20 protein-coding genes and 1 pseudogene are annotated in these 17,900 nt (G+C 65.2%); 10 read left to right on the forward strand and 11 right to left on the reverse strand.

Annotated elements, in window-relative coordinates; all coding sequences use genetic code 11:
* Window positions 1-174 precede the first annotated feature (174 nt).
* From BJG93_RS02435 to BJG93_RS02455, 5 genes are read left to right on the forward strand one after another with little or no spacing between them, the layout of a single operon-like run.
* Window positions 175-741, forward strand: a complete 567-nt coding sequence (locus BJG93_RS02435; protein ID WP_034479090.1) for a GspH/FimT family pseudopilin — start codon at window positions 175-177, stop codon at window positions 739-741.
* Complete coding sequence (locus tag BJG93_RS02440; RefSeq protein ID WP_027196783.1) at window positions 738-1,187, forward strand: type IV pilus modification PilV family protein; 450 nt, start codon at window positions 738-740, stop codon at window positions 1,185-1,187. The genes BJG93_RS02435 and BJG93_RS02440 overlap by 4 nt, the downstream gene beginning before the upstream one ends.
* Window positions 1,184-1,990 carry a PilW family protein gene (locus BJG93_RS02445; protein ID WP_027196784.1) on the forward strand — a complete coding sequence of 269 codons (807 nt, stop codon included), beginning with the start codon at window positions 1,184-1,186 and terminating at the stop codon, window positions 1,988-1,990. Before BJG93_RS02440 ends, BJG93_RS02445 begins: the two co-directional genes overlap by 4 nt.
* Entirely contained in the window at window positions 1,990-2,589 is a 600-nt protein-coding gene (locus BJG93_RS02450; RefSeq protein WP_154671882.1) for a pilus assembly PilX family protein, read from the forward strand. Before BJG93_RS02445 ends, BJG93_RS02450 begins: the two co-directional genes overlap by 1 nt.
* 22 nt (window positions 2,590-2,611) lie before the next feature.
* Window positions 2,612-3,043 (forward strand): type IV pilin protein, encoded by a 432-nt coding sequence (locus BJG93_RS02455; protein ID WP_027196786.1) that lies wholly within the window; start codon window positions 2,612-2,614, stop codon window positions 3,041-3,043.
* An 86-nt stretch (window positions 3,044-3,129) separates the two neighbouring features.
* On the opposite strand, the gene BJG93_RS02460 is transcribed toward BJG93_RS02455, so the two are convergent.
* The 3 genes from BJG93_RS02460 to BJG93_RS02470 all read right to left on the reverse strand — a co-directional run bounded on the left by BJG93_RS02460 (window position 3,130) and on the right by BJG93_RS02470 (window position 4,512).
* Window positions 3,130-3,630: a DUF3318 domain-containing protein gene (locus BJG93_RS02460; protein WP_027196787.1), complete on the reverse strand. Its 501-nt coding sequence runs from the start codon at window positions 3,628-3,630 to the stop codon at window positions 3,130-3,132.
* Between the two features lie 57 nt (window positions 3,631-3,687).
* Complete coding sequence (locus BJG93_RS02465; protein ID WP_027196788.1) at window positions 3,688-4,077, reverse strand: phage holin family protein; 390 nt, start codon at window positions 4,075-4,077, stop codon at window positions 3,688-3,690.
* Window positions 4,078-4,209: 132 nt separating this feature from the next.
* Complete coding sequence (locus tag BJG93_RS02470) at window positions 4,210-4,512, reverse strand: DUF883 family protein (protein WP_026225611.1); 303 nt, start codon at window positions 4,510-4,512, stop codon at window positions 4,210-4,212.
* A 346-nt stretch (window positions 4,513-4,858) separates the two neighbouring features.
* Here BJG93_RS02470 and BJG93_RS02475 point away from each other — a divergent pair, with 346 nt between their 5' ends.
* Entirely contained in the window at window positions 4,859-5,497 is a 639-nt protein-coding gene (locus BJG93_RS02475; RefSeq protein WP_027196789.1) for a peroxiredoxin, read from the forward strand.
* 75 nt (window positions 5,498-5,572) lie between these two features.
* On the opposite strand, the gene BJG93_RS02480 is transcribed toward BJG93_RS02475, so the two are convergent.
* Window positions 5,573-6,763, reverse strand: a complete 1,191-nt coding sequence (locus BJG93_RS02480) for an acyl-CoA dehydrogenase (protein ID WP_027196790.1) — start codon at window positions 6,761-6,763, stop codon at window positions 5,573-5,575.
* A 95-nt stretch (window positions 6,764-6,858) separates the two neighbouring features.
* Between BJG93_RS02480 and BJG93_RS02485 the strand changes: the two genes are divergently transcribed.
* Window positions 6,859-7,644 carry an IclR family transcriptional regulator gene (locus tag BJG93_RS02485; RefSeq protein ID WP_027196791.1) on the forward strand — a complete coding sequence of 262 codons (786 nt, stop codon included), beginning with the start codon at window positions 6,859-6,861 and terminating at the stop codon, window positions 7,642-7,644.
* Between the two features lie 42 nt (window positions 7,645-7,686).
* Here BJG93_RS02485 and BJG93_RS02490 read toward each other — a convergent pair whose 3' ends face one another.
* Complete coding sequence (locus tag BJG93_RS02490) at window positions 7,687-8,520, reverse strand: EAL domain-containing protein (protein ID WP_027196792.1); 834 nt, start codon at window positions 8,518-8,520, stop codon at window positions 7,687-7,689.
* A 258-nt stretch (window positions 8,521-8,778) separates the two neighbouring features.
* Between BJG93_RS02490 and hmgA the strand changes: the two genes are divergently transcribed.
* Together hmgA and BJG93_RS02500 are read left to right on the forward strand one after the other, a co-directional pair.
* Window positions 8,779-10,125 (forward strand): homogentisate 1,2-dioxygenase, encoded by a 1,347-nt coding sequence (gene hmgA / locus BJG93_RS02495; protein WP_027196793.1) that lies wholly within the window; start codon window positions 8,779-8,781, stop codon window positions 10,123-10,125.
* A pseudogene (locus tag BJG93_RS02500) lies at window positions 10,122-10,469 on the forward strand (fumarylacetoacetase); the annotation flags it as partial. The gene hmgA and the pseudogene BJG93_RS02500, both read left to right, overlap by 4 nt.
* Before the next feature lie 221 nt (window positions 10,470-10,690).
* On the opposite strand, the gene BJG93_RS02505 reads toward BJG93_RS02500, so the two are convergent.
* The 5 genes from BJG93_RS02505 to BJG93_RS02525 form a co-directional block, all read right to left on the reverse strand.
* A complete protein-coding gene (locus tag BJG93_RS02505; protein ID WP_027196795.1) occupies window positions 10,691-12,469 on the reverse strand; it encodes an outer membrane protein assembly factor BamB family protein in 1,779 nt (592 codons plus the stop codon).
* 113 nt (window positions 12,470-12,582) lie between these two features.
* Window positions 12,583-12,867 (reverse strand): hypothetical protein, encoded by a 285-nt coding sequence (locus tag BJG93_RS02510; protein WP_231337422.1) that lies wholly within the window; start codon window positions 12,865-12,867, stop codon window positions 12,583-12,585.
* 332 nt (window positions 12,868-13,199) lie between these two features.
* Window positions 13,200-14,357 (reverse strand): MFS transporter, encoded by a 1,158-nt coding sequence (locus tag BJG93_RS02515; protein WP_027196796.1) that lies wholly within the window; start codon window positions 14,355-14,357, stop codon window positions 13,200-13,202.
* 198 nt (window positions 14,358-14,555) lie between these two features.
* The gene (locus BJG93_RS02520) at window positions 14,556-14,948 is read right to left on the reverse strand and encodes an SRPBCC family protein (RefSeq protein WP_027196797.1); all 393 of its coding nucleotides are present in this window, start codon (window positions 14,946-14,948) and stop codon (window positions 14,556-14,558) included.
* Window positions 14,949-15,031: 83 nt separating this feature from the next.
* A complete protein-coding gene (locus BJG93_RS02525) occupies window positions 15,032-15,865 on the reverse strand; it encodes a crotonase/enoyl-CoA hydratase family protein (RefSeq protein WP_027196798.1) in 834 nt (277 codons plus the stop codon).
* Between the two features lie 140 nt (window positions 15,866-16,005).
* Here BJG93_RS02525 and BJG93_RS02530 point away from each other — a divergent pair, with 140 nt between their 5' ends.
* Window positions 16,006-16,575, forward strand: coding sequence for a plasmid fertility inhibition factor family protein (locus BJG93_RS02530; protein ID WP_174566109.1), 570 nt, complete (start codon window positions 16,006-16,008; stop codon window positions 16,573-16,575).
* Window positions 16,576-16,615: 40 nt separating this feature from the next.
* Here BJG93_RS02530 and BJG93_RS02535 read toward each other — a convergent pair whose 3' ends face one another.
* A complete protein-coding gene (locus tag BJG93_RS02535) occupies window positions 16,616-17,611 on the reverse strand; it encodes a 2-hydroxyacid dehydrogenase (protein WP_027196800.1) in 996 nt (331 codons plus the stop codon).
* Window positions 17,612-17,900: the final 289 nt, after the last annotated feature.

Below are 17,900 nucleotides of genomic sequence, written 5' to 3' on the forward strand. Positions count from 1 at the left end.
CATCGCCTCGCGCACTTCGCGCTTTTTTTCACGCATCGCTTCTCCCGCCTCCGTGATCGATCGTCACGTGCATTGTTGCGCGCGCTAGCGTCTGAATGCCACCTGGCCATTCGGACGATGGTCGGGGCGCTCGTAAATCGCTAGATTGACTGCATCCGTCCGAAACGCTCAGGGATGCAGATGAAATGCAATGGGATTCGCCGGCCGTCGGGTGCCGGCTTCACGCTCGTCGAAACACTGGCGGTGATAGCGCTCGTCATGCTGATGGCTGTGATGGCGATGCCGTCGTTCGCCGCATGGCATATGCGCGATCAGGTCGATGCGCGCTCGAAGGCGCTGCTATCCACGTTCGCCTACGCGCGCAGCGAGGCGCTGCGGCGCGGCACGCGCATCACCGTGTGTCGTGTCGATGCGGCGCGACTGTGCCTCGCGGCGGGCCAACCCTGCGCCGACGGCATCGCCGACTGGGCCTGCGGCTGGGCCGTATTCGCGGAGCACGGCGGCAAGCCGTCGTTGTTGCGCGCGCAGCCGGCGCTTGCGGCGGTAAGCATCATCGGCGTGCAGACGGACATGACGTTCACGCCGCCGGCCGGGCAACTGATCGGCTCGTTTCGAAGTTTCGATATAGCGCCGCGAAGTCCATCGAAATCGATGCAGGGGAACCCTTGGCGGCGCTGCATCAGCGTCGCGGCAGGCGGTCGCGCGCGGATCTCGGAGGGCGCGTGTGGAGCGACCTCATGAGACGGCGCGCACTCGACATCGGTTCGTATGCGCGCGCACCGGTATGCGGCGGCAATTCGCTGATCGAAGTGATGCTGGCGGTCGCGTTGGTCGCGATCAGCGCGCTGGGTTTGATCGCGGCGCAGGTATGGACCGCACGCGAGGCGCGCGCGATGACGCTGCGCGAGAGCGCCGCGTGGATAGCCGACTCGATTGCTGAAGCGACGATCACGTCTTTCATCGGCGATGCCGCGCTCAATCAATGGAGCGCGCGGGCGAGCGCACTGCTACCTCACGGCGAGGCGTCGATCGGCGAAAGCGGTGAAGTCGCGACGGCGCGCGTGACGTGGGCGTCCGTGCAGAACCGGCCCGCTGCGGGCGACGTGATCGCGCGGCCGGCGCAGCCTTGCGGCGGCGTCGATGCGCCAGCCGGGTCGTCGTGCGTCGCGTTGGCGTTCGCGAAATGAAGCGCCCGCACCGCGCACGCGGTCACACCTTGGTCGAATTTCTGATCGCAATGGCGCTTGGGCTGATCGTGACCGCGGGCGCCGTGTCCCTCTACACGGCGCAGCGCAATGCGTTCGTGCAGGCGAGCAACACGACCCGCATTCGCGAAGCCGGGTTGACCGCGCTGATGCTGATCGGCCAGCAATTGCAAATGGCTGGCTTCGTCCCTGCCGATGTCGTCGGCTATCACGCGGCGCCTGCGCTGTTCGGCTGCTCGGGCGGTCGCCCGACAGGCGCCGACGACAGCCTCGCTTGCTCCACGTTGAGTACGGGTTCGGATGGCGTCGCGATCCGTTACGTCGCAGACGTGGTCTCGACATGGCCATCGTCGAGCGGGCAGGTCAGCGACTGCGTCGGGCAGGCCGTTAAAAGCAGCGATGCGGTGCTTGGCGGTCAGGGCACGCCGGTGGTCAATCGCTACTTCGCCAACGTCAGTGGCTCGACCGGCGAGCCGGAGCTCTACTGCGCCGGCAGCGGCAATGCGGGCTCCGCGCAGCCGCTGGTGGAAGGCGTCGAACGCGTGCGCTTGCGTTACTGGCTGGACGGCGCCGCGGACGCGGTGAACGCGTCGGCCGTGTCGGCGGAGCAGTGGACGAATGTCGTCGCGGTCGATGTCTGCGTGCTGGTGCGCGGCGCACCGCAAGGGCAGCGCTCGACATACGTCGATTGCGACGGCGCGAGTACGCTCGGCACGGATCTGCGGCCCAGACAGGTGTTTTCGCGCAGGGTTGCGCTGCGTAATCGCGCGGCGGGGTCGTCATGATGGACCGTGACGCAGCAACGCAATACCGCCGCGTGCACCACACATGCGTCGAGGCAGGCGGCAAACGGAAATACTTAGGCAAGCGAAATTGCCGGAGCGGTGCCCGGCGGGCAGATCAACGCGGTGTCGTTCTAGCCATCGTGCTGTTGATCTCGGCGATGATGCTCGCCACGTCCGCGATCTGGTTCGAAACATCGCTCGCGGCGGCGCGAGCGGCGACCAATGTGCGCGACTATCTACAAGCTTTCCACGCGGCGGATTCGGCGCTGACTTTGTGCGTGCGCAACGTGCTATCGACAAGTGGCGACGCGTCCAACGTGCCGCTTGCATCAGGCGAGCCGGCTCAATGGAGACTTGAAACCGCGTTCGACGCAGGCGCCGCCACGCCTGTTGCGCAATGGCCGGGATCATCGCGCGGGCCGCAATGCCTGATCGAGCCTTGGCGCCTCGCGAGTCGGCCCAACGCCACCGCTTATCTGCTGACCGCGCGCGGCTTCGGGCAGAACAGCGAGTCGCAGGTCTGGTTGCAGACGGAGTTGGTGATCGAGAATGGCGCGATCGAACGTCATTGGCGGCGCGTTGCCGCAAGACCATTCTGATGAACGAACCGACTGGAGGCGCATGAAAAGGCCGAACACATCCGCATTCACGCTGCTCGAACTCGTTATCGCGCTCGCAATCGGCGCTACGCTCGCCGCGTTTGCGATCCCTTCGTATCGCGGTCACATCGCACGCACGCATCGCATCGATGCCGCGTCGGCGTTATATCGGGCCGCGCAATTCGTCGAGGGCGCGGCGAGCGATGGTGTGTTGGCCTTGCCACCGGGCCTCGATCAGGCGCCGCAGTTCGGCGCGCCGGTGTATCGCGTGCGCATGCTAGCCGCAGACGACACGAACGGCGGCTATTCGATCGAAGCGGCGCCCGCGGAAGCGGGCCCGATGCGCGACGACCCGTGCGGCACCTTCACGCTAGATGCGACAGGTCAGCGAGGCAATAGAAACGAAGTGGGCGGCTCGACACCCACAAGCAGCGAATGCTGGAATACGAGTTAGCGGATCGTCGAAACCCGGGGCGCGGCCTTGAGGAAGGCTGGCTCATAGATCACGCTCAGACCCGCCGACGGCGACATCAATAGCCTTCAGCTGGACTCGGTCTGAGCGGCCACCGACTGTGCCGTAGCGGAAGCGGCCGCGGCCGCCGAACGCGCCGACTCGCGCTTCAACTGTTGCCAGATTCGGAACGCTTCCCATGCACCGAGCGCAATGCTGCCCCACTTGAGCGCCGGCTTCGCGCTCGCGACGACCGTCGCGCGCAGCGGTTTGGCGAGCAACAGCGAAGCGATCGAGCTGATGAGCGGATACTGCTTGAGCAATGCGCCAATCGTGCCCGCGTTGAGCACGCTCGCCTTCGACCCTTTGCCCACGCGCACGCCGCCAAAGCCCGGGATCACGAACTTGAGCCAGCTGAAATGGGTGACGGCCTGGCGAAGTTCGAAAGTGGCCTGCGCGAGTTCGACGCGCTCGACGTCCGCGCGCACGAGCAGCAACTCCTTGCGCAGCGCCCGCAGATGCGGCGCGCTCAAATCCTTCGACGGATGGCGCGTGTTACGAAAGGCGGTATCGGAACGGGACTGGCTCATGGCGTGTCGGCGGCAGTAGAGGTGAGGCGATGGATCGGATGCAGACGAACTTGCCCATCAGTCGCGGCTGCGGAACGCGTCGCGATCCTTTTCGAACTCGGCGATGGTCGCTTCGAATACCATCGGCGCGTTACGCAGACCACTGCGCGCCTTCAGTGCGCAGACGAGGCCGGCAATCGCATAGACCGCGGTGATGCCCGCGAGCGCCTGCCATCGGTAGGTGTCCCAGAAGGCAATGGCGATCAGTGCGGTCAACGCGATCAGGGCCATCGTGGCGAGCATCATCGCGGCAAGACCGAGAAACAGCACGCCGAGCAGGCGGTCTTTTTCCTCGGCGAGTTCGATGCCCACCAGTTCGAGGCGTGTCTGCAGGATGGCAAAAACGGAACTGAGAATACGGCGCAACGGGCTGCGTTCGGCGCGCTGCGAGTGTGTGTCGGTCGTCATGGCTGTGGGCGTTGCGCGTGAGGGCCTGGCCGGCGCGCACGCGCGCCAGCGGAAGGGGACCGGCCAGGCTCGCGCCGGTCCCCTCGTGTCGCCGGTGCGCCGGACATACCTGCTCCGGCGGCCTACCGGCCTTTACTTGCGATTGATCAGCAGGCCGACCACCACGCCGATGCCGGCGGCGATGCCGATCGACGCCCACGGATGCTCGTGCACGTAGTCGTCTGTTGCGCGGGCGGCCTTCTTGCCTTTTTCGACGACCACGACCTGAACGTCGGCTGCCTTTTCTTTCGCCTGCTTCAGGCGCGTCAGCGCGGTCTCGCGCAGTTCCGACGCGCGTTCGCCGGTTGCGCTCGCGGCCTGTTTCAGCAGGTCTTCAGCGTCCGCGAGGACGGTTTTGATATCCGACATCAATCTCTCCTTGTTGACTTCCGACATTGACAGCTCCCTGTGTCTCACGCTACGCGTAAATCGTAACCAAAGAAACGGTCGCTGGCGAGGGTAGTGCCGGGTGCATGCCGCCGACGCACGATCCGTTCCCGGCGGCGCGTGGCGTTAGGACCCGTTTGACGGCGCTCCGCTCCAGGCCGGTATCTGGATTGAGTTGATCTGTCCCGCAAAGTTTCCGTCAAACACGGGAAAATTACAAATACGCATAAAGTACTGACGCGATGTTGGTTCGTCATGTACCACCGCGGCCTTATGCTTTATCGTGGCGCGTTGCCGCGGGCATACGCCCGCGACCTTATCGGGATACCTTCCGAACACCTATAGGAGATGCACTATGAGTCTACGTCTTGGCGACATTGCGCCGGATTTCGAACAGGAGTCGAGCATTGGCCGTATCAGGTTTCACGAATGGCTCGGCACTAGCTGGGGCGTGCTGTTCTCGCATCCCGCCGACTTCACGCCGGTCTGCACGACCGAGCTGGGCCTGACCGCCAAGCTCGCGGGCGAGTTCGAAAAGCGCAACGTGAAGACGATCGCGTTGTCGGTCGACAGCGCGGAGTCGCACAAGGAGTGGATCAAGGACATCAACGAGACGCAGGCCGCTAACGTCGGGTTTCCGATTCTCGCCGACAGCGATCGCAAGGTCTCCGGGCTGTACGACATGATTCATCCGAACGCGAACGAAACGTTTACCGTGCGCTCGCTGTTCGTCATCGATCCGAACCGGAAGGTGCGCCTGATCATTACGTATCCGGCGAGCACCGGCCGCAACTTCGACGAAGTGTTGCGCGTGATCGATTCGCTGCAACTCACCGACAGTCACTCGGTCGCGACGCCGGGCAACTGGAAGCAGGGCGATGACGTCGTGATCGTGCCGTCGCTGAAGGACGAGGAAGTCATCAAGCAGAAATTCCCGAAGGGCTACAAGGCGCTGCGTCCGTATCTGCGCCTGACACCGCAGCCGAATCGGTAAGCGGCGCGGCATGAACCAAAAAGCCGGTTCGAAGGAACCGGCTTTTTTTGCATTACCGATACACCCGCATCGCAATCAGAAGAACGCCTGAATACCCGTCTGCGCACGGCCGAGGATCAGCGCGTGCACGTCGTGGGTACCTTCGTAGGTATTGACGACCTCGAGGTTCACCAGATGACGCGCGACGCCGAACTCGTCCGAAATGCCGTTGCCGCCTAGCATGTCGCGCGCGAGGCGGGCGATGTCGAGCGCCTTGCCGCACGAATTGCGCTTCATGATCGAGGTGATTTCGACGGCGGCCGTGCCTTCGTCCTTCATGCGGCCGAGGCGCAGCACGCCCTGCAGCCCGAGCGTTATTTCGGTCTGCATGTCGGCGAGCTTCTTCTGGATCAGCTGGTTCGCGGCGAGCGGCCGGCCGAACTGCTTGCGATCGAGCACGTACTGACGCGCGGTGTGCCAGCACGCTTCTGCCGCGCCGAGCGCGCCCCAGGCGATGCCGTAGCGCGCCGAGTTCAGACACGTGAACGGACCGCGCAAGCCGCTCACGCCCGGCATGATGTTCTGCTCCGGTACGAACACCTCGTCGAGCACGATCTCGCCGGTGATCGATGCGCGCAGACCCACCTTGCCGTGGATCGCCGGCGCCGACAGCCCCTTCCACCCCTTCTCCAGAATGAAGCCGCGGATGTTGTCCGTGCCGTCTTCCTCGAGTTTCGCCCACACCACGAACACGTCGGCGATCGGCGAATTCGTGATCCACATCTTCGAGCCCGACAGCGAATAGCCGCCGTCGACCTTCTTCGCGCGCGTGACCATGCCGCCCGGATCGGAGCCGTGGTTCGGCTCGGTCAGGCCGAAGCAGCCGATCCACTCGCCGCGCGCGAGTTTCGGCAAATATTTTTCCTTCTGCGCGTCCGAGCCGAACTCGTAGATCGGCACCATTACCAGTGACGACTGCACGGACATCATCGAGCGATAGCCCGAGTCGACACGTTCCACTTCACGCGCGATCAGCCCGTACGCGACGTAGTTCAGACCGGGGCCGCCGTACTGCTCGGGAATCGTTGGACCGAGCAGGCCGAGCTCGCCCATTTCGCGAAAGATCCCGATATCGGTCTTTTCGTGGCGAAACGCCTCCAGCACGCGCGGCAGCAGCTTGTCCTGCGCGTAAGCCGCGGCGGCGTCGCGCACCATGCGTTCGTCTTCGGTGAGTTGCTGATCCAGCAGCAACGGGTCTTCCCAGTGAAACTGCGCGGCTGCGGCCATGACGTATCTCCTGATTTCTCGCTCGGAACCAGCTTGACTTTCGTTCCGCTTCGCGAAACAATGTTTTGAAAAACGACGCCCGAGTGTATCACCCTATGACGCTGCCATCCACTTTCTCCGCACCGCTCGACGAACGCAAATTTGTCGTCGCCCTGGCTCGCGGGCTGGACTTGTTGCGCGCGTTCCGGCCGGGCGAGACGTTGCTCGGCAATCGCGATTTCGTCGAACGCACGGGTTTGCCGAAGGCAACCGTCAACCGGCTCGCCTACACGCTGACCGTGCTCGGCTATCTGCGGCTCGACGAAACACACGGCAAATATGCGCTCGACGCGGGCGTGCTGTCGCTCGGCTTCGCGCTGCTGTCGGGCACCGACACGCTCGAACTCGCGCGCCCGCACCTGCGCAGCTTTGCGCGCGAGGTCGGCGCGGCGGTCTCGCTAGGTTGCCGCGACGGGCTCGACATGGTGTATCTGGAGACGATCCGCAGCGACACCGCGCTGACGCTCGGCCTCGCGTCCGGCTCGAAACTGTCGATGCTGACGAGCTCGATGGGCCGCGCGTATCTCGCCGTGCAACCGCCCGACGCCCGTGCCGCCCTACTCGCGGAGCTGAAAAAAGCGGCCGGCAAGATGGGGGGGATGCTCGTCGCGCAAGCCGAAAAGGAGATCGCCGCGTTCGCGACGGAGCGTTGCTGCTACTCGTTTCGCGCGTGGCATGACGACGTGAACGCAGTCGCAGTGCCGTTTCGCGAGCCGCGCGAACAACGCTGGCTGGTGCTCAGCTGCAGCGGGCCGGCGTCGTCGATGGGAGAGGAGGTGTTTCGCGAGAATGTCGCGCCGCGCCTGAAGGCGCTGGCGGCGCGGTTGGGGGAACTGGGCTGAGGTCGATGCCGGGGCGCGCCGGCTAGGCAGGCCTACACTGTGTCACGCCGCCCGGTCGTGATAATGCGCGTTGAACAATGGCCCCTGCACGAATCGCACGTCGTACTGCTGTAGCGCGGAGAACTGCGCCTCGTCCATCACCCGATTGAAAATCAGCGGCACCCGCAGCCGGCTCGCGTAGCCGACGAGCGGCTTGACCGTCGCGTCGCGCAATGCGGCCGCCGCATCCATCTTGATGAAGTCGAGCCGCGCGGTTTCCGATACCGACAGAATCTGCCCCGCATTCGACAGATTGCCCGCCACCTTGAATCCGTAGTGCTGATAGCTGCGCGTCAGATAGCCCAGAAATGTCTTGTGCGCGACCGCCGCCGCCGGCAACTCGATCACGATGCGCGCCGGACTCAAATCGAACGATGCGAGCACGCTCGAAAAATGCAGCCCGTGGTCGTATTTCACACTCTTCAACAGCCGCTCGTGCACCCGCAGAAACAGCAGCCCATGCCGCTGGGCGCCGAAGAAGTTGATCGCGTGCAGCGCGCGCGACATGCGATCTAGCGCGACCAGCTGCTGATCGTCGGCGATCTTGTCGAATGGATCGAACACGTCGAACGGCGGCGCGTCGAGCCGGTGCGTGACCGCCTGAAAGCCGAGTTCGTCGCCGAAGCGGTCGACGCCTTCCGCGCCGCTCGACAGCGATTGCGCGAGCCCGTGCACGCTGATGTCGAAGATCGGCTCGTAGGCGCTCGTGAGCTCGACGCCGTCGAAGTGCGCGAGCGCGATGCCGGCGTGCGCGCCTTGTCCCATTGCCAGATGCTCGCCGAGAAACGGATGATGAGCGGCGCGGGCGATCAGATTGGGGATGGTCGGCGAAATCATGAAGGCGAATGGAAGGCGACGATGAGCGCGCACCGGGCGCGTGGCAACGCGACGCAATGGCCGCATCCATGGATGGTAGCAGTACGCGCCGTGCCCAGATTGACAAAATGCTCATAACGATATCGGCTTCATGCTTGTCGGCCGGCGCTGAGCGCCCGAATCACGAGCTTGGGGTGTGCAGTTCCAAGGGTATACGTTAGTTTCACCACTAGTAATTCGTTTTACTATCCGTAAAACGCTATTTGGCGGAGAACCTGTATGGATACCTCAACACGTGCGCCGGCTGACGAACGTCTGCGGCGTGAAATCGAGCCTGGCTATCAGTCGGGTTTCGCGAACGAATTCGCTACCGAGGCGTTGCCTGGCACGCTGCCGACCGGCCGCAATTCGCCGCAGCGTGCAGCCTACGGTTTGTACGCCGAACAGATTTCGGGCACCGCATTTACGGCACCTCGCGGTCACAACCGTCGCTCGTGGCTATACCGGATTCGCCCGGCGGCCATGCACAAACCGTTCGCGTTGATGCCGTCGGAGCGGCTCGTCGCGAACTTCGCCGCGGTCCCACCGACACCGCCGAATCAGTTGCGCTGGGACCCGCTGCCGATGCCGACTGCGCCGACCGATTTCATCGACGGCTGGATCACGATGGCGGGCAACGGCTCGGCTGAAGCGATGAGCGGTTGCGCGATCCATCTGTATGCGGCGAACCGTTCGATGCAGGACCGCTTTTTCTACAGCGCCGACGGCGAACTGCTGATCGTGCCGCAACAAGGCCGCCTGCATATCGCGACCGAAATGGGCCGCGTCGAGATCGAGCCGTTCGAGATGGCGGTGATCCCGCGCGGCGTGCGCTTCGCGGTGAGCCTGCCGGACGGCAGCGCGCGCGGCTATCTCTGCGAGAACTTCGGCGCGCTGCTGCGTCTTCCGGAGCTGGGGCCGATCGGCTCCAACGGTCTCGCGAATCCGCGCGACTTCCTGACGCCGCACGCCGCGTACGAAGATCGCGAAGGCGCGTTCGAACTGGTCGCGAAGATGAACGGCAATCTGTGGCGCGCGGACATCGACCATTCGCCGCTCGACGTGGTCGCGTGGCACGGCAACTACGCGCCGTATAAGTACGACCTGCGCCGCTTCAACACGATCGGCTCGATCAGCTTCGACCATCCTGATCCGTCGATCTTCCTCGTGCTGCAATCGCAAAGCGACACGCCGGGCGTCGACACGCTCGACTTCGTGATCTTCCCGCCGCGCTGGCTCGCCGCCGAAGATACGTTCCGCCCGCCCTGGTTCCATCGCAACGTCGCGAGCGAGTTCATGGGTCTCGTGCATGGCGTCTACGACGCGAAGGCGGAGGGTTTCGTGCCGGGCGGCGCGAGCCTGCACAACTGCATGTCGGGCCACGGCCCGGACGCGGACACGTTCGAGAAAGCGTCGCATGCCGATACGTCGGTGCCGCGGAAGGTCGACGACACGATGGCCTTCATGTTCGAGACGCGCACGTTGATCAGGCCGACGCGCTTTGCGCTCGAGACCGCGCAACTGCAGGCGCACTACTACGAGTGCTGGCAAGGTCTCAAGAAACACTTCGATCCGGAGCAACGATGAACGCGGAGAACGGCCTGCAGACGACGCTCGATGCGTCGCGCAAGAGCTGGGTCGAGTCGGCCAACGACCCGGCGAGCGATTTTCCGATCCAGAACCTGCCGTTCGGCGTCTTCAGCGACCGAGGCAACGACACGCGGCGCGTGGGCGTCGCGATCGGCGATCAGATCGTCGACCTCGCCGCGTTGCAGGCCGCCGGCCTGCTGACCGTGCCGGCGCAGAACGTGTTCGCGCGCGATGCGCTGAACGATTTCATCGCGCTTGGCCGCGACGCGTGGCGCAGCGTGCGTATCCAGCTGAGCCGGCTGCTTGCGCGCGATATCGCGACGCTGCGCGACGCTGCCGCGCGCACGTTTATCGAGGACGGCGACGAGCTGACGCTCATCGGCTGGTGCCAGGGCGATGGATATCGCGTGGGGTTTGGCGCGTGTGCCGGGCAGATTCTGCCGGCGCGCGCGTGAGCGCGCGGCAGTCACGACGCGCGAGGGACGGCGCGCAATGCCGGCCCTCGTCGTCGGTGCGATGCCTCGGCCGCATGCTGTCGCCATGACTCGGTGCGCCGTCCGTTTCAGCCACCCAGCAATCCGAACACCGCTACCCCATTCGTCGTGCCGACATACACCTTGCCATTTGCGATCAATGGCGTGATGAACTTGTTGCCCGTGCCGAACTGATCGCGTGCGCCCATCTGGTTGCTGTTGTAGAGCTCGTTGAGCGAGACAGGGTCGAACGCGTGCAGTGCCGCGACGGTGCCGTTTTCGGCGGCCCATACGATGCCGTTCGTGGTGCCGTTCGCCGAGATGCTCGGCGTCGTGCCCGGATAGGCGAACGTCATCGCGCTTTGCGCCGTCGGTGTGATCGACAGCTTCGCGTCGGTCACGGTGAACGCCTTCAGATGATCGCCGACCGAGCCGAAATACACGCGCCCATTGAAATAAGCGGGCATGCCGAATTCGCCGCCGGCCAGCTGCGCGGGAATCTCCTGATAGATGTTGTCGGCCGTCGCGTTGAACTTGCCCATCGAGTCGCGATTCAGCACGTAGATGGTGCTGTCCTTGCCCGCGCCGAGCGTCAGATGCCGCACGGTGCCGCTCGCGTCGGTCAGGTCCGGCAGCACGAGTGCGCCGCCGGAGCCGAGGTCGATGTCGTCGTTGGCCTCGTGCACGACGTTCGTCATCGCGAAGTAGTCCGCGACCGACAGGCCGCCCGACGTGCCCAGCTTCAGGAACGTATTGCCGAAGTCGTTGTTGGCCGGATAACCGTTGGAGGTCATCGTGGTGTCAAAGGTGCCGTTGGCATCGAGCAGATAGATCGACGAGCCGTCCGACGCCGGTCCCGCGCCGCTCATCCAGATTGCGCCGCCGATGCCGTTAGGCGTCACGTTGAGCACGGTGGTCTGCTGCAACGTGTCGGCGCCGTAGCCCATGATCCAGCCCGTATAGCCGCCGTCGTCGCAGTGCGAGGTCCAGCTCGTGTAGACCGTGTTGCCGAGTAACAGCAGCGCCGCGCGCTCCGCATACAACGATGGTGTGAACGGCACGACGCCGTTCGTATTGCCCGCGCCGTGGCCCGGATACGAGGCGGCGATTTCGGTGGGGCCGTTCAGCAGCTCGGCGCCGGTCGCGAGGTCGAGCGCGTGAATACGTTGATGGTAGCCGCCGGCCGCGTCTTTCGACATCGCGACGACGTAGATCGTGCCGTGCGTGCCGCGCGAACGGTCGATGACCGGTGTCGAGGTGATGCCGATGACGTTCACGATCTGCGTGCAGCCGAGGTCGTCGCTCGGCGTTTCGCCGGTGCCGAGCGTGCTCGCCTGCCACAGTTTCGCGCCGCTGTCGGCATCGAATGCGAACACACTGTCGTTTTCGGTCGCGACGTACAGCACGTTGTGCGTGCCGCCCGCGATCGCCAGCGAACCGACGAACAGCGGCTGCGCGTCGACCTTGCCGTCGACGCTAAAAAAGCCGACCTTGCCGAACGTCGAGGCCGTCACGTTGGCGGGCGTGAGCGTGGTTTCGCCGAGGTCCTGGCCGGTGCGCGCGACGTCGTCGTGATAGGTGAGCACGTCCTGCACGGCTGCCGTCGACGTACCGCTCGTCGACGTGCCTGAGCCGCTGCCCGAGGGACCGGTGCCGGCGCCGCCGCTCGTAGTGCCACCGCTGGTGGTGCTCCCGCCGCTCGCCGCGCTCGGGCTCGATGCGCCGTTGCCGCCGGCACCGACGCTGGTGCCCGTCGGGGCGCTGCTGCTTCCGCCTCCGCCGCCTCCACAGTTCGCCGCGACGATCGCGGCTACCGCGATCGCCACGCCCAACAGGCTGACACGGAGCAACAGTGGCATCGACACCATGGCGGACTCCCCGTTGCTTGCGGCGGCGCCACAAAGTGTGGGCCGTTTGTCGAGTGTACGCGCAACGTGGTTTGAAGATTATCACCCTGCGTATGGATCGCAACAGCCAGCAACTAGCGTCTAATCGTCAATTCGCCGCACGCGGGATTGCCGCGCCGCGGCGCAAGCGTGAGACCGTGCAGACGGATCTGCGCGAGGCGGTTGTCGTCAGCGACGCCGAACGCGAGCGCCGGCGCAATCGCGTACCAGTGACACGCGGCGCCCCACGACAGGTAAAGGGTGCCTTGGCGAGGTTCGTAAAAGACCACCGGCGTTCCCATGTCCTCCGCATGTCCGTGCTCGTCGAATTCGGTGTCGATGTGCGGAGTTGCGTCGGCCGCCGCTGAGAGTTCAGTCATGCCCACGGTCCATCGCTGGGGATTCGTGTAAAAGTCCAACCCTGTCAGCCGGTGATGTTGATCGAGTAGCACCGACAGCGTGCCCGCCGTGAGGACATAAGCAGGTGCGCCAATGCCGAAGCGCGCGTCCAGCAGGCCGCTGAGACGGATTTGCGGTTCCCGCGGCGGAGCCAAAGGTGAATATGTGACCTGACAGGACACCGTGCAGCTTGCTTCATCCCACTGCAGCGTGGCGCAAACGCCGGTGATAGGAGCGGTCGTGTATACGATGGGATGCTTCATCGAAGAGACTTATAGGCAAAGTGCAGGACGGTGTGATCGCTCTCCCGCACTTACCCCGCCACCGCCACCCGCCGCTCGATCGACACCGACCACAACGTCAACGACAGTGCGCCGAGCGCGGTCACGACGCCGACCCACGGCAGGGTCGTCAGCGGCGCGCCCGCGCCGATCGCCATGCCGCCGAGCCACGCGCCGGTCGCGTTGCCGAGATTGAACGCACCCTGATTCAGCGTCGACGCAAGATTCGGCGCGTGGCTGGCGCGATCGACAATCAGCATCTGCAGCGGCGGCACGATCGCGAATGCGAGCACGCCCCACGCGAACACGGTCAGCATCGCCGGCAGGCGCGTGTGCATCGTGCCTGCGAACACGCACAGGATCACCACGATCGCCATCAGAAACGCGATCAGCGACGGCATCAGCCGCCAGTCCGCGAGCTTGCCGCCCAGTGTGCTGCCGACCGTCAGGCCGAGGCCGAACAGCAGCAGCACCAGCGTCACCGCGTGCGGCGTGAAGCCGGTCACGTCCTCGAGAATCGGCGTGATGTAGGTGAAGGTCGAAAACAGGCTCGCCGACGCAAGCACGCTGATGCCGAGCACCATCAGCACCTGCGGATTCTTCAGCACGCTGAATTCGCGCACGAGGCTCGCCTTGTGCATTTCGATCTTCGCGGGCAGGCACACTGCGAGCGCGGCCGCCGCCAACACGCCAATGCCGGTCACGGCCCAGAACGTCGCGCGCCAGCCGACGGCCTGGCCGAGCGCGGTGCCGAGCGGCACGCCGAGCACGTTGGCGAGCGTGAGGCCGGTAAACATTAGCGCGATCGCCTGCGCGCGGCGATTCGGCGCGACGAGCCCCGCCGCGACCACCGAGCCGATGCCGAAAAACGCGCCGTGGCAGAACGCGGTGACGATGCGCGCGGCCATCAGCACCGCGTAGCCCGGCGCGATCGCGCACAGCAGATTGCCGACGATGAACACGCCGATCAGGCTCATCAGCGCCTTTTTGCGCGGCATATTAGCGACCGCGATCGCGACGATCGGCGCGCCGATCGTGACGCCGAGCGCATACGCGGACACCAGCATGCCGGCCGCCGGAATCGACACGGACAGATCGCGCGCGACGTCGGGCAACAGCCCCATGATGACGAACTCGGTGGTACCGATTCCAAAGGCGGCAACGGCAAGGGCAAGCAGGGGCAAAGGCATGGCAACGATGGAATGTGACGCGAGAAGCAGCGCGAAAACGACGCCGGGTGCGCGATCCGGAAGGCGGGAACGCTGTGGCCGGGTAGGGAGAAAACAGTAGGGGATTCTACCTAAGTCAAATCTGGCTTGCTGACTGTCGGGCAGGGTGTTGTTTTTTGTGAAAAGCGACGAGGGCGCGCACGAGCAGCACGGCGGCGTTCAGCGCCTCGCGAGGTTGCGCGCCAGCGCCACGCAGCCCGCATCCATCAGCGTTTCGACCACGGCGCCGCGCTCATCGGGTTTGAAGTCGCTGATCCAGATCACGCGGCAACGCGCGGGCGTGTCGGCCACGACGTGTAGCGTCGCGTGATGATGCTCCAAGCGTCCGCCGCCGACCGAGTAGGCGAGCCGCATATGCGCATCGTCGACGGCGATCACGCGTTCCTCGATCACGGTGCCGTCGGCGAACGTCACCCAGCGCAGGTCGCCTTCCACGCGCGCCGCGATCAGCACGCCCGCGAACACGCGGGCCACCTCGGCGGGATCGCGCAGCGCCGCCCATGCGTCGGCCGCGGCGGTCTCCACGGCGACTTCCCGGTAGATCGTAGCCATCGTGGTTCCTCTTGTTTGGTTCGGGTAACGCGGATCTCGTGCGCGCCGGACCCGTCGCGACCAGACGAGCGATTGCAAGCCCGTCACCGATCGCGCGGCGCCGTCTCGTCCGCGTCGAAGGTATCGCCGTGGCGGCCCGCGCCGGACGCAAAGCGCGCCGCGCCCGCCACGCCCTCGGCGAAGACGGCCGCGTAGCCGCCCGCGCCTTCGCGCCGCAACGCCTCTGCGAGATCGTCGAGCGTGCTGTTCTCGAACGCGGAGCGGCGATCGGCGAGCAGCGCCGCCTGCGGACAAGCGGCGAGTTCCGCGGCCAGCCGCTCGGCGGCCGCGCGCGCTTCGCCCTTCGGCACCACCCGGTTGGCGAGCCCGAACGCGAGCGCCTCGTGCGAATCGACCGCGCGGCCGGTCAGGATCAGATCGAGCGCACGCGACAGACCGATCAGTCGCGGCAGCCGGATCGTGCCGCCGTCGATCAGCGGAATGCCGACGCGCCGGCAGAACACCCCGAGCACCGCGTCTTCCTCGACGACGCGCAGGTCGCACATCGCGGCAAGCTCGAGTCCGCCCGCGACCGCATAGCCGGCGATCGCGGCGATCACCGGCTTGCTGAAACGCGTGCGCGTCGGTCCCATCGGACCGGGGCCGCTGCCGTCCGGGCGCAGTTCGTTGCGGCGCGTGTCGTCGGCGAGCGCGCTCAGATCCGCGCCAGCGCAAAACGTGCCGCCCGCGCCGAACAGCACGGCCGCGCGCCACGCGGGCTGCGCCTCGAAGCGGCTGAACGCGGCGCTCAACGCCTCGGCCACCTCGCGATCGACCGCGTTGCGCCGCGCGGGCCTATCGAGCACGATGGTGGCGACGCCTTTGTCGTCATTCGACTCGATTCGCACGTGGTTATTCAAATGCTCGGTGGCTATCATCGTCATGTACCTGAGGGGTATCCGAAGCCCGGTGCCTGTCTGTCGATCCGGCACTGTTGCTACACATTCATGCAGCGTAACTAATCCGGTGGACTGTCATGTTTCCGTCACATCCGGCTCGTAGCGTGAGCGCTCTATTGATGCGCTGGCGTCCTGTCGCCAGCTTGCCGAGTCTGCCTTTGTCCCTGCCTTTGCCCAATTCATCGCCGGCCTGCGCCGAAACGGTCTGGATGGTGCCGTTGCGCGAGCATTCATGGTACGACCACGTGCGCCTGAAACGCGTATTCGTCGCCGATGCCACCCGTCACCAGGTCGTGCTCGTCGATCTGCGCAAGCTGCTCGCGTGCGCGGCTCGCGACAACACCGATTATGTGCTGAAGCCCGTCGCCGAATGGCACGCTGGCAAGGTCCGCGGCATCCGCGAGTTTCTCGACCCCGAGAGCCCGCGCGTTCCGCAGATGCCCTACGTGACGATTTCCACGCGTCGCGCGCCGGGACTGCTCGGCTGGCTCGGCATCGAGCGCGAGGGGGTGGTGGCGTTTCGCAACGGCCAGCATCGCGCACGCTATCTGGCCGAGGCGGGCGCGCGCTGGTGTCCGGTCGAGGTGCACGAGCGCGAGGCTGCATTGCTGCGCGAACTGTGCGGCGCAGCCGATGACGCCCGCACCGCGATTCGCGCGACCGCGCTCGGCGGCGAGAACGACGTCTAGCGTTCCCGGTCCGCAGCCATTCGCATGCCACGGTTCACAGCTACCCCGCCTGCACGACGTTGCGCGGCGCGCCCGCCTGCCACGCCGCGATGTTCGCGAGCGTGGTCTGCGCGATTTCGGTCATCGCCTCGCGGGTGAAGAACGCCTGGTGCGCGGTGACGATCACGTTCGGGAACATCAACAGACGCGCGAGCACGTCGTCCTGTAGCGGCAGATTCGAATGATCCTCGAAGAAGATGCCGCCTTCTTCCTCGTAGACATCGAGCCCGAGATGGCCGAGCTGGCCGTCCTTCAACGCGCAGATCAGCGCGTTCGCCTCGACGAGCCCGCCGCGTCCCGTGTTGATCAGCATCGCGCCGCGCTTCATCTTCGCGAGCGCGGCGCTGTCGATCAGGTGATAGGTGTCGGGCAACAGCGGGCAATGCAGACTGACGACGTCCGATTCCGCGAGCAAGGTATCGAGCGGCACGTAGCGCGCGCCGAGCGCGAGCAATTCGTCGGCGGGCGTGCCTGGATCGTAGGCGAGCACCTGCATGCCGAAGCCGGCCATGATGCGCGCGAATACCCGGCCGATGATGCCAGTGCCGATCACACCGACCGTCTTGCCGTGCAGGTCGAAGCCGAGCAGCCCATGCAGCGAGAAGTCGCCTTCGCGGGTGCGCGCGACCGCGCGCGGCAGGCGCCGGTTCAGCGCGAGGATCAGCCCGACCGCATGTTCGGCGACCGCGTACGGCGAGTAGGCCGGCACGCGCGCGACCGGCATGGCGAGGCGCTCGGCCGCCGCGAGGTCGACGTGATTGAAGCCCGCCGAGCGCAGGGCGATCATGCGCGTGCCGCCCGCATGAAGCCGCTCGAGCGTCGCGGCGTCGACGTTGTCGTTGACGAAGGGGCAGACGACGTCGTAGCCATGCGCGAGGATCGCGGTCTCGCTGTCGAGCGGGGATTCCTGGAAATGCAGTTCATAGCCGAGCGCGGCATTGGCCTCGGTAAATGTGTCGACGTCGTATTGACGACTACTGAACAGGATGATGCGCATATCGGGCTCCGTGGAAGCGGGCTTCAGATGTGTTTCGCGAACTCGGCTTTTGGCGAGAAACTAGCATCGACCGGGGTGCCAAACTGCAACGTTAAATAACAAGCATTCCGAATAACGCAGGTACAAACAGGCGGCAGGAAACTGGCCAATAGCAGATTATCTTTTTGACGATGTTAGGCGAACCCTGGCCAAAAAACTTGCGCAATCGCGCGGTTCGGTGAATGATCGGACGAACGGCCTCGAGCGGCTTACCTGCTGCGAGGCCGTTCGTTCCTTTGCGCTCCGAATT

It is taken from the genome of Paraburkholderia sprentiae WSM5005 (assembly GCF_001865575.2).
GTDB classification, from domain to species: domain Bacteria; phylum Pseudomonadota; class Gammaproteobacteria; order Burkholderiales; family Burkholderiaceae; genus Paraburkholderia; species Paraburkholderia sprentiae.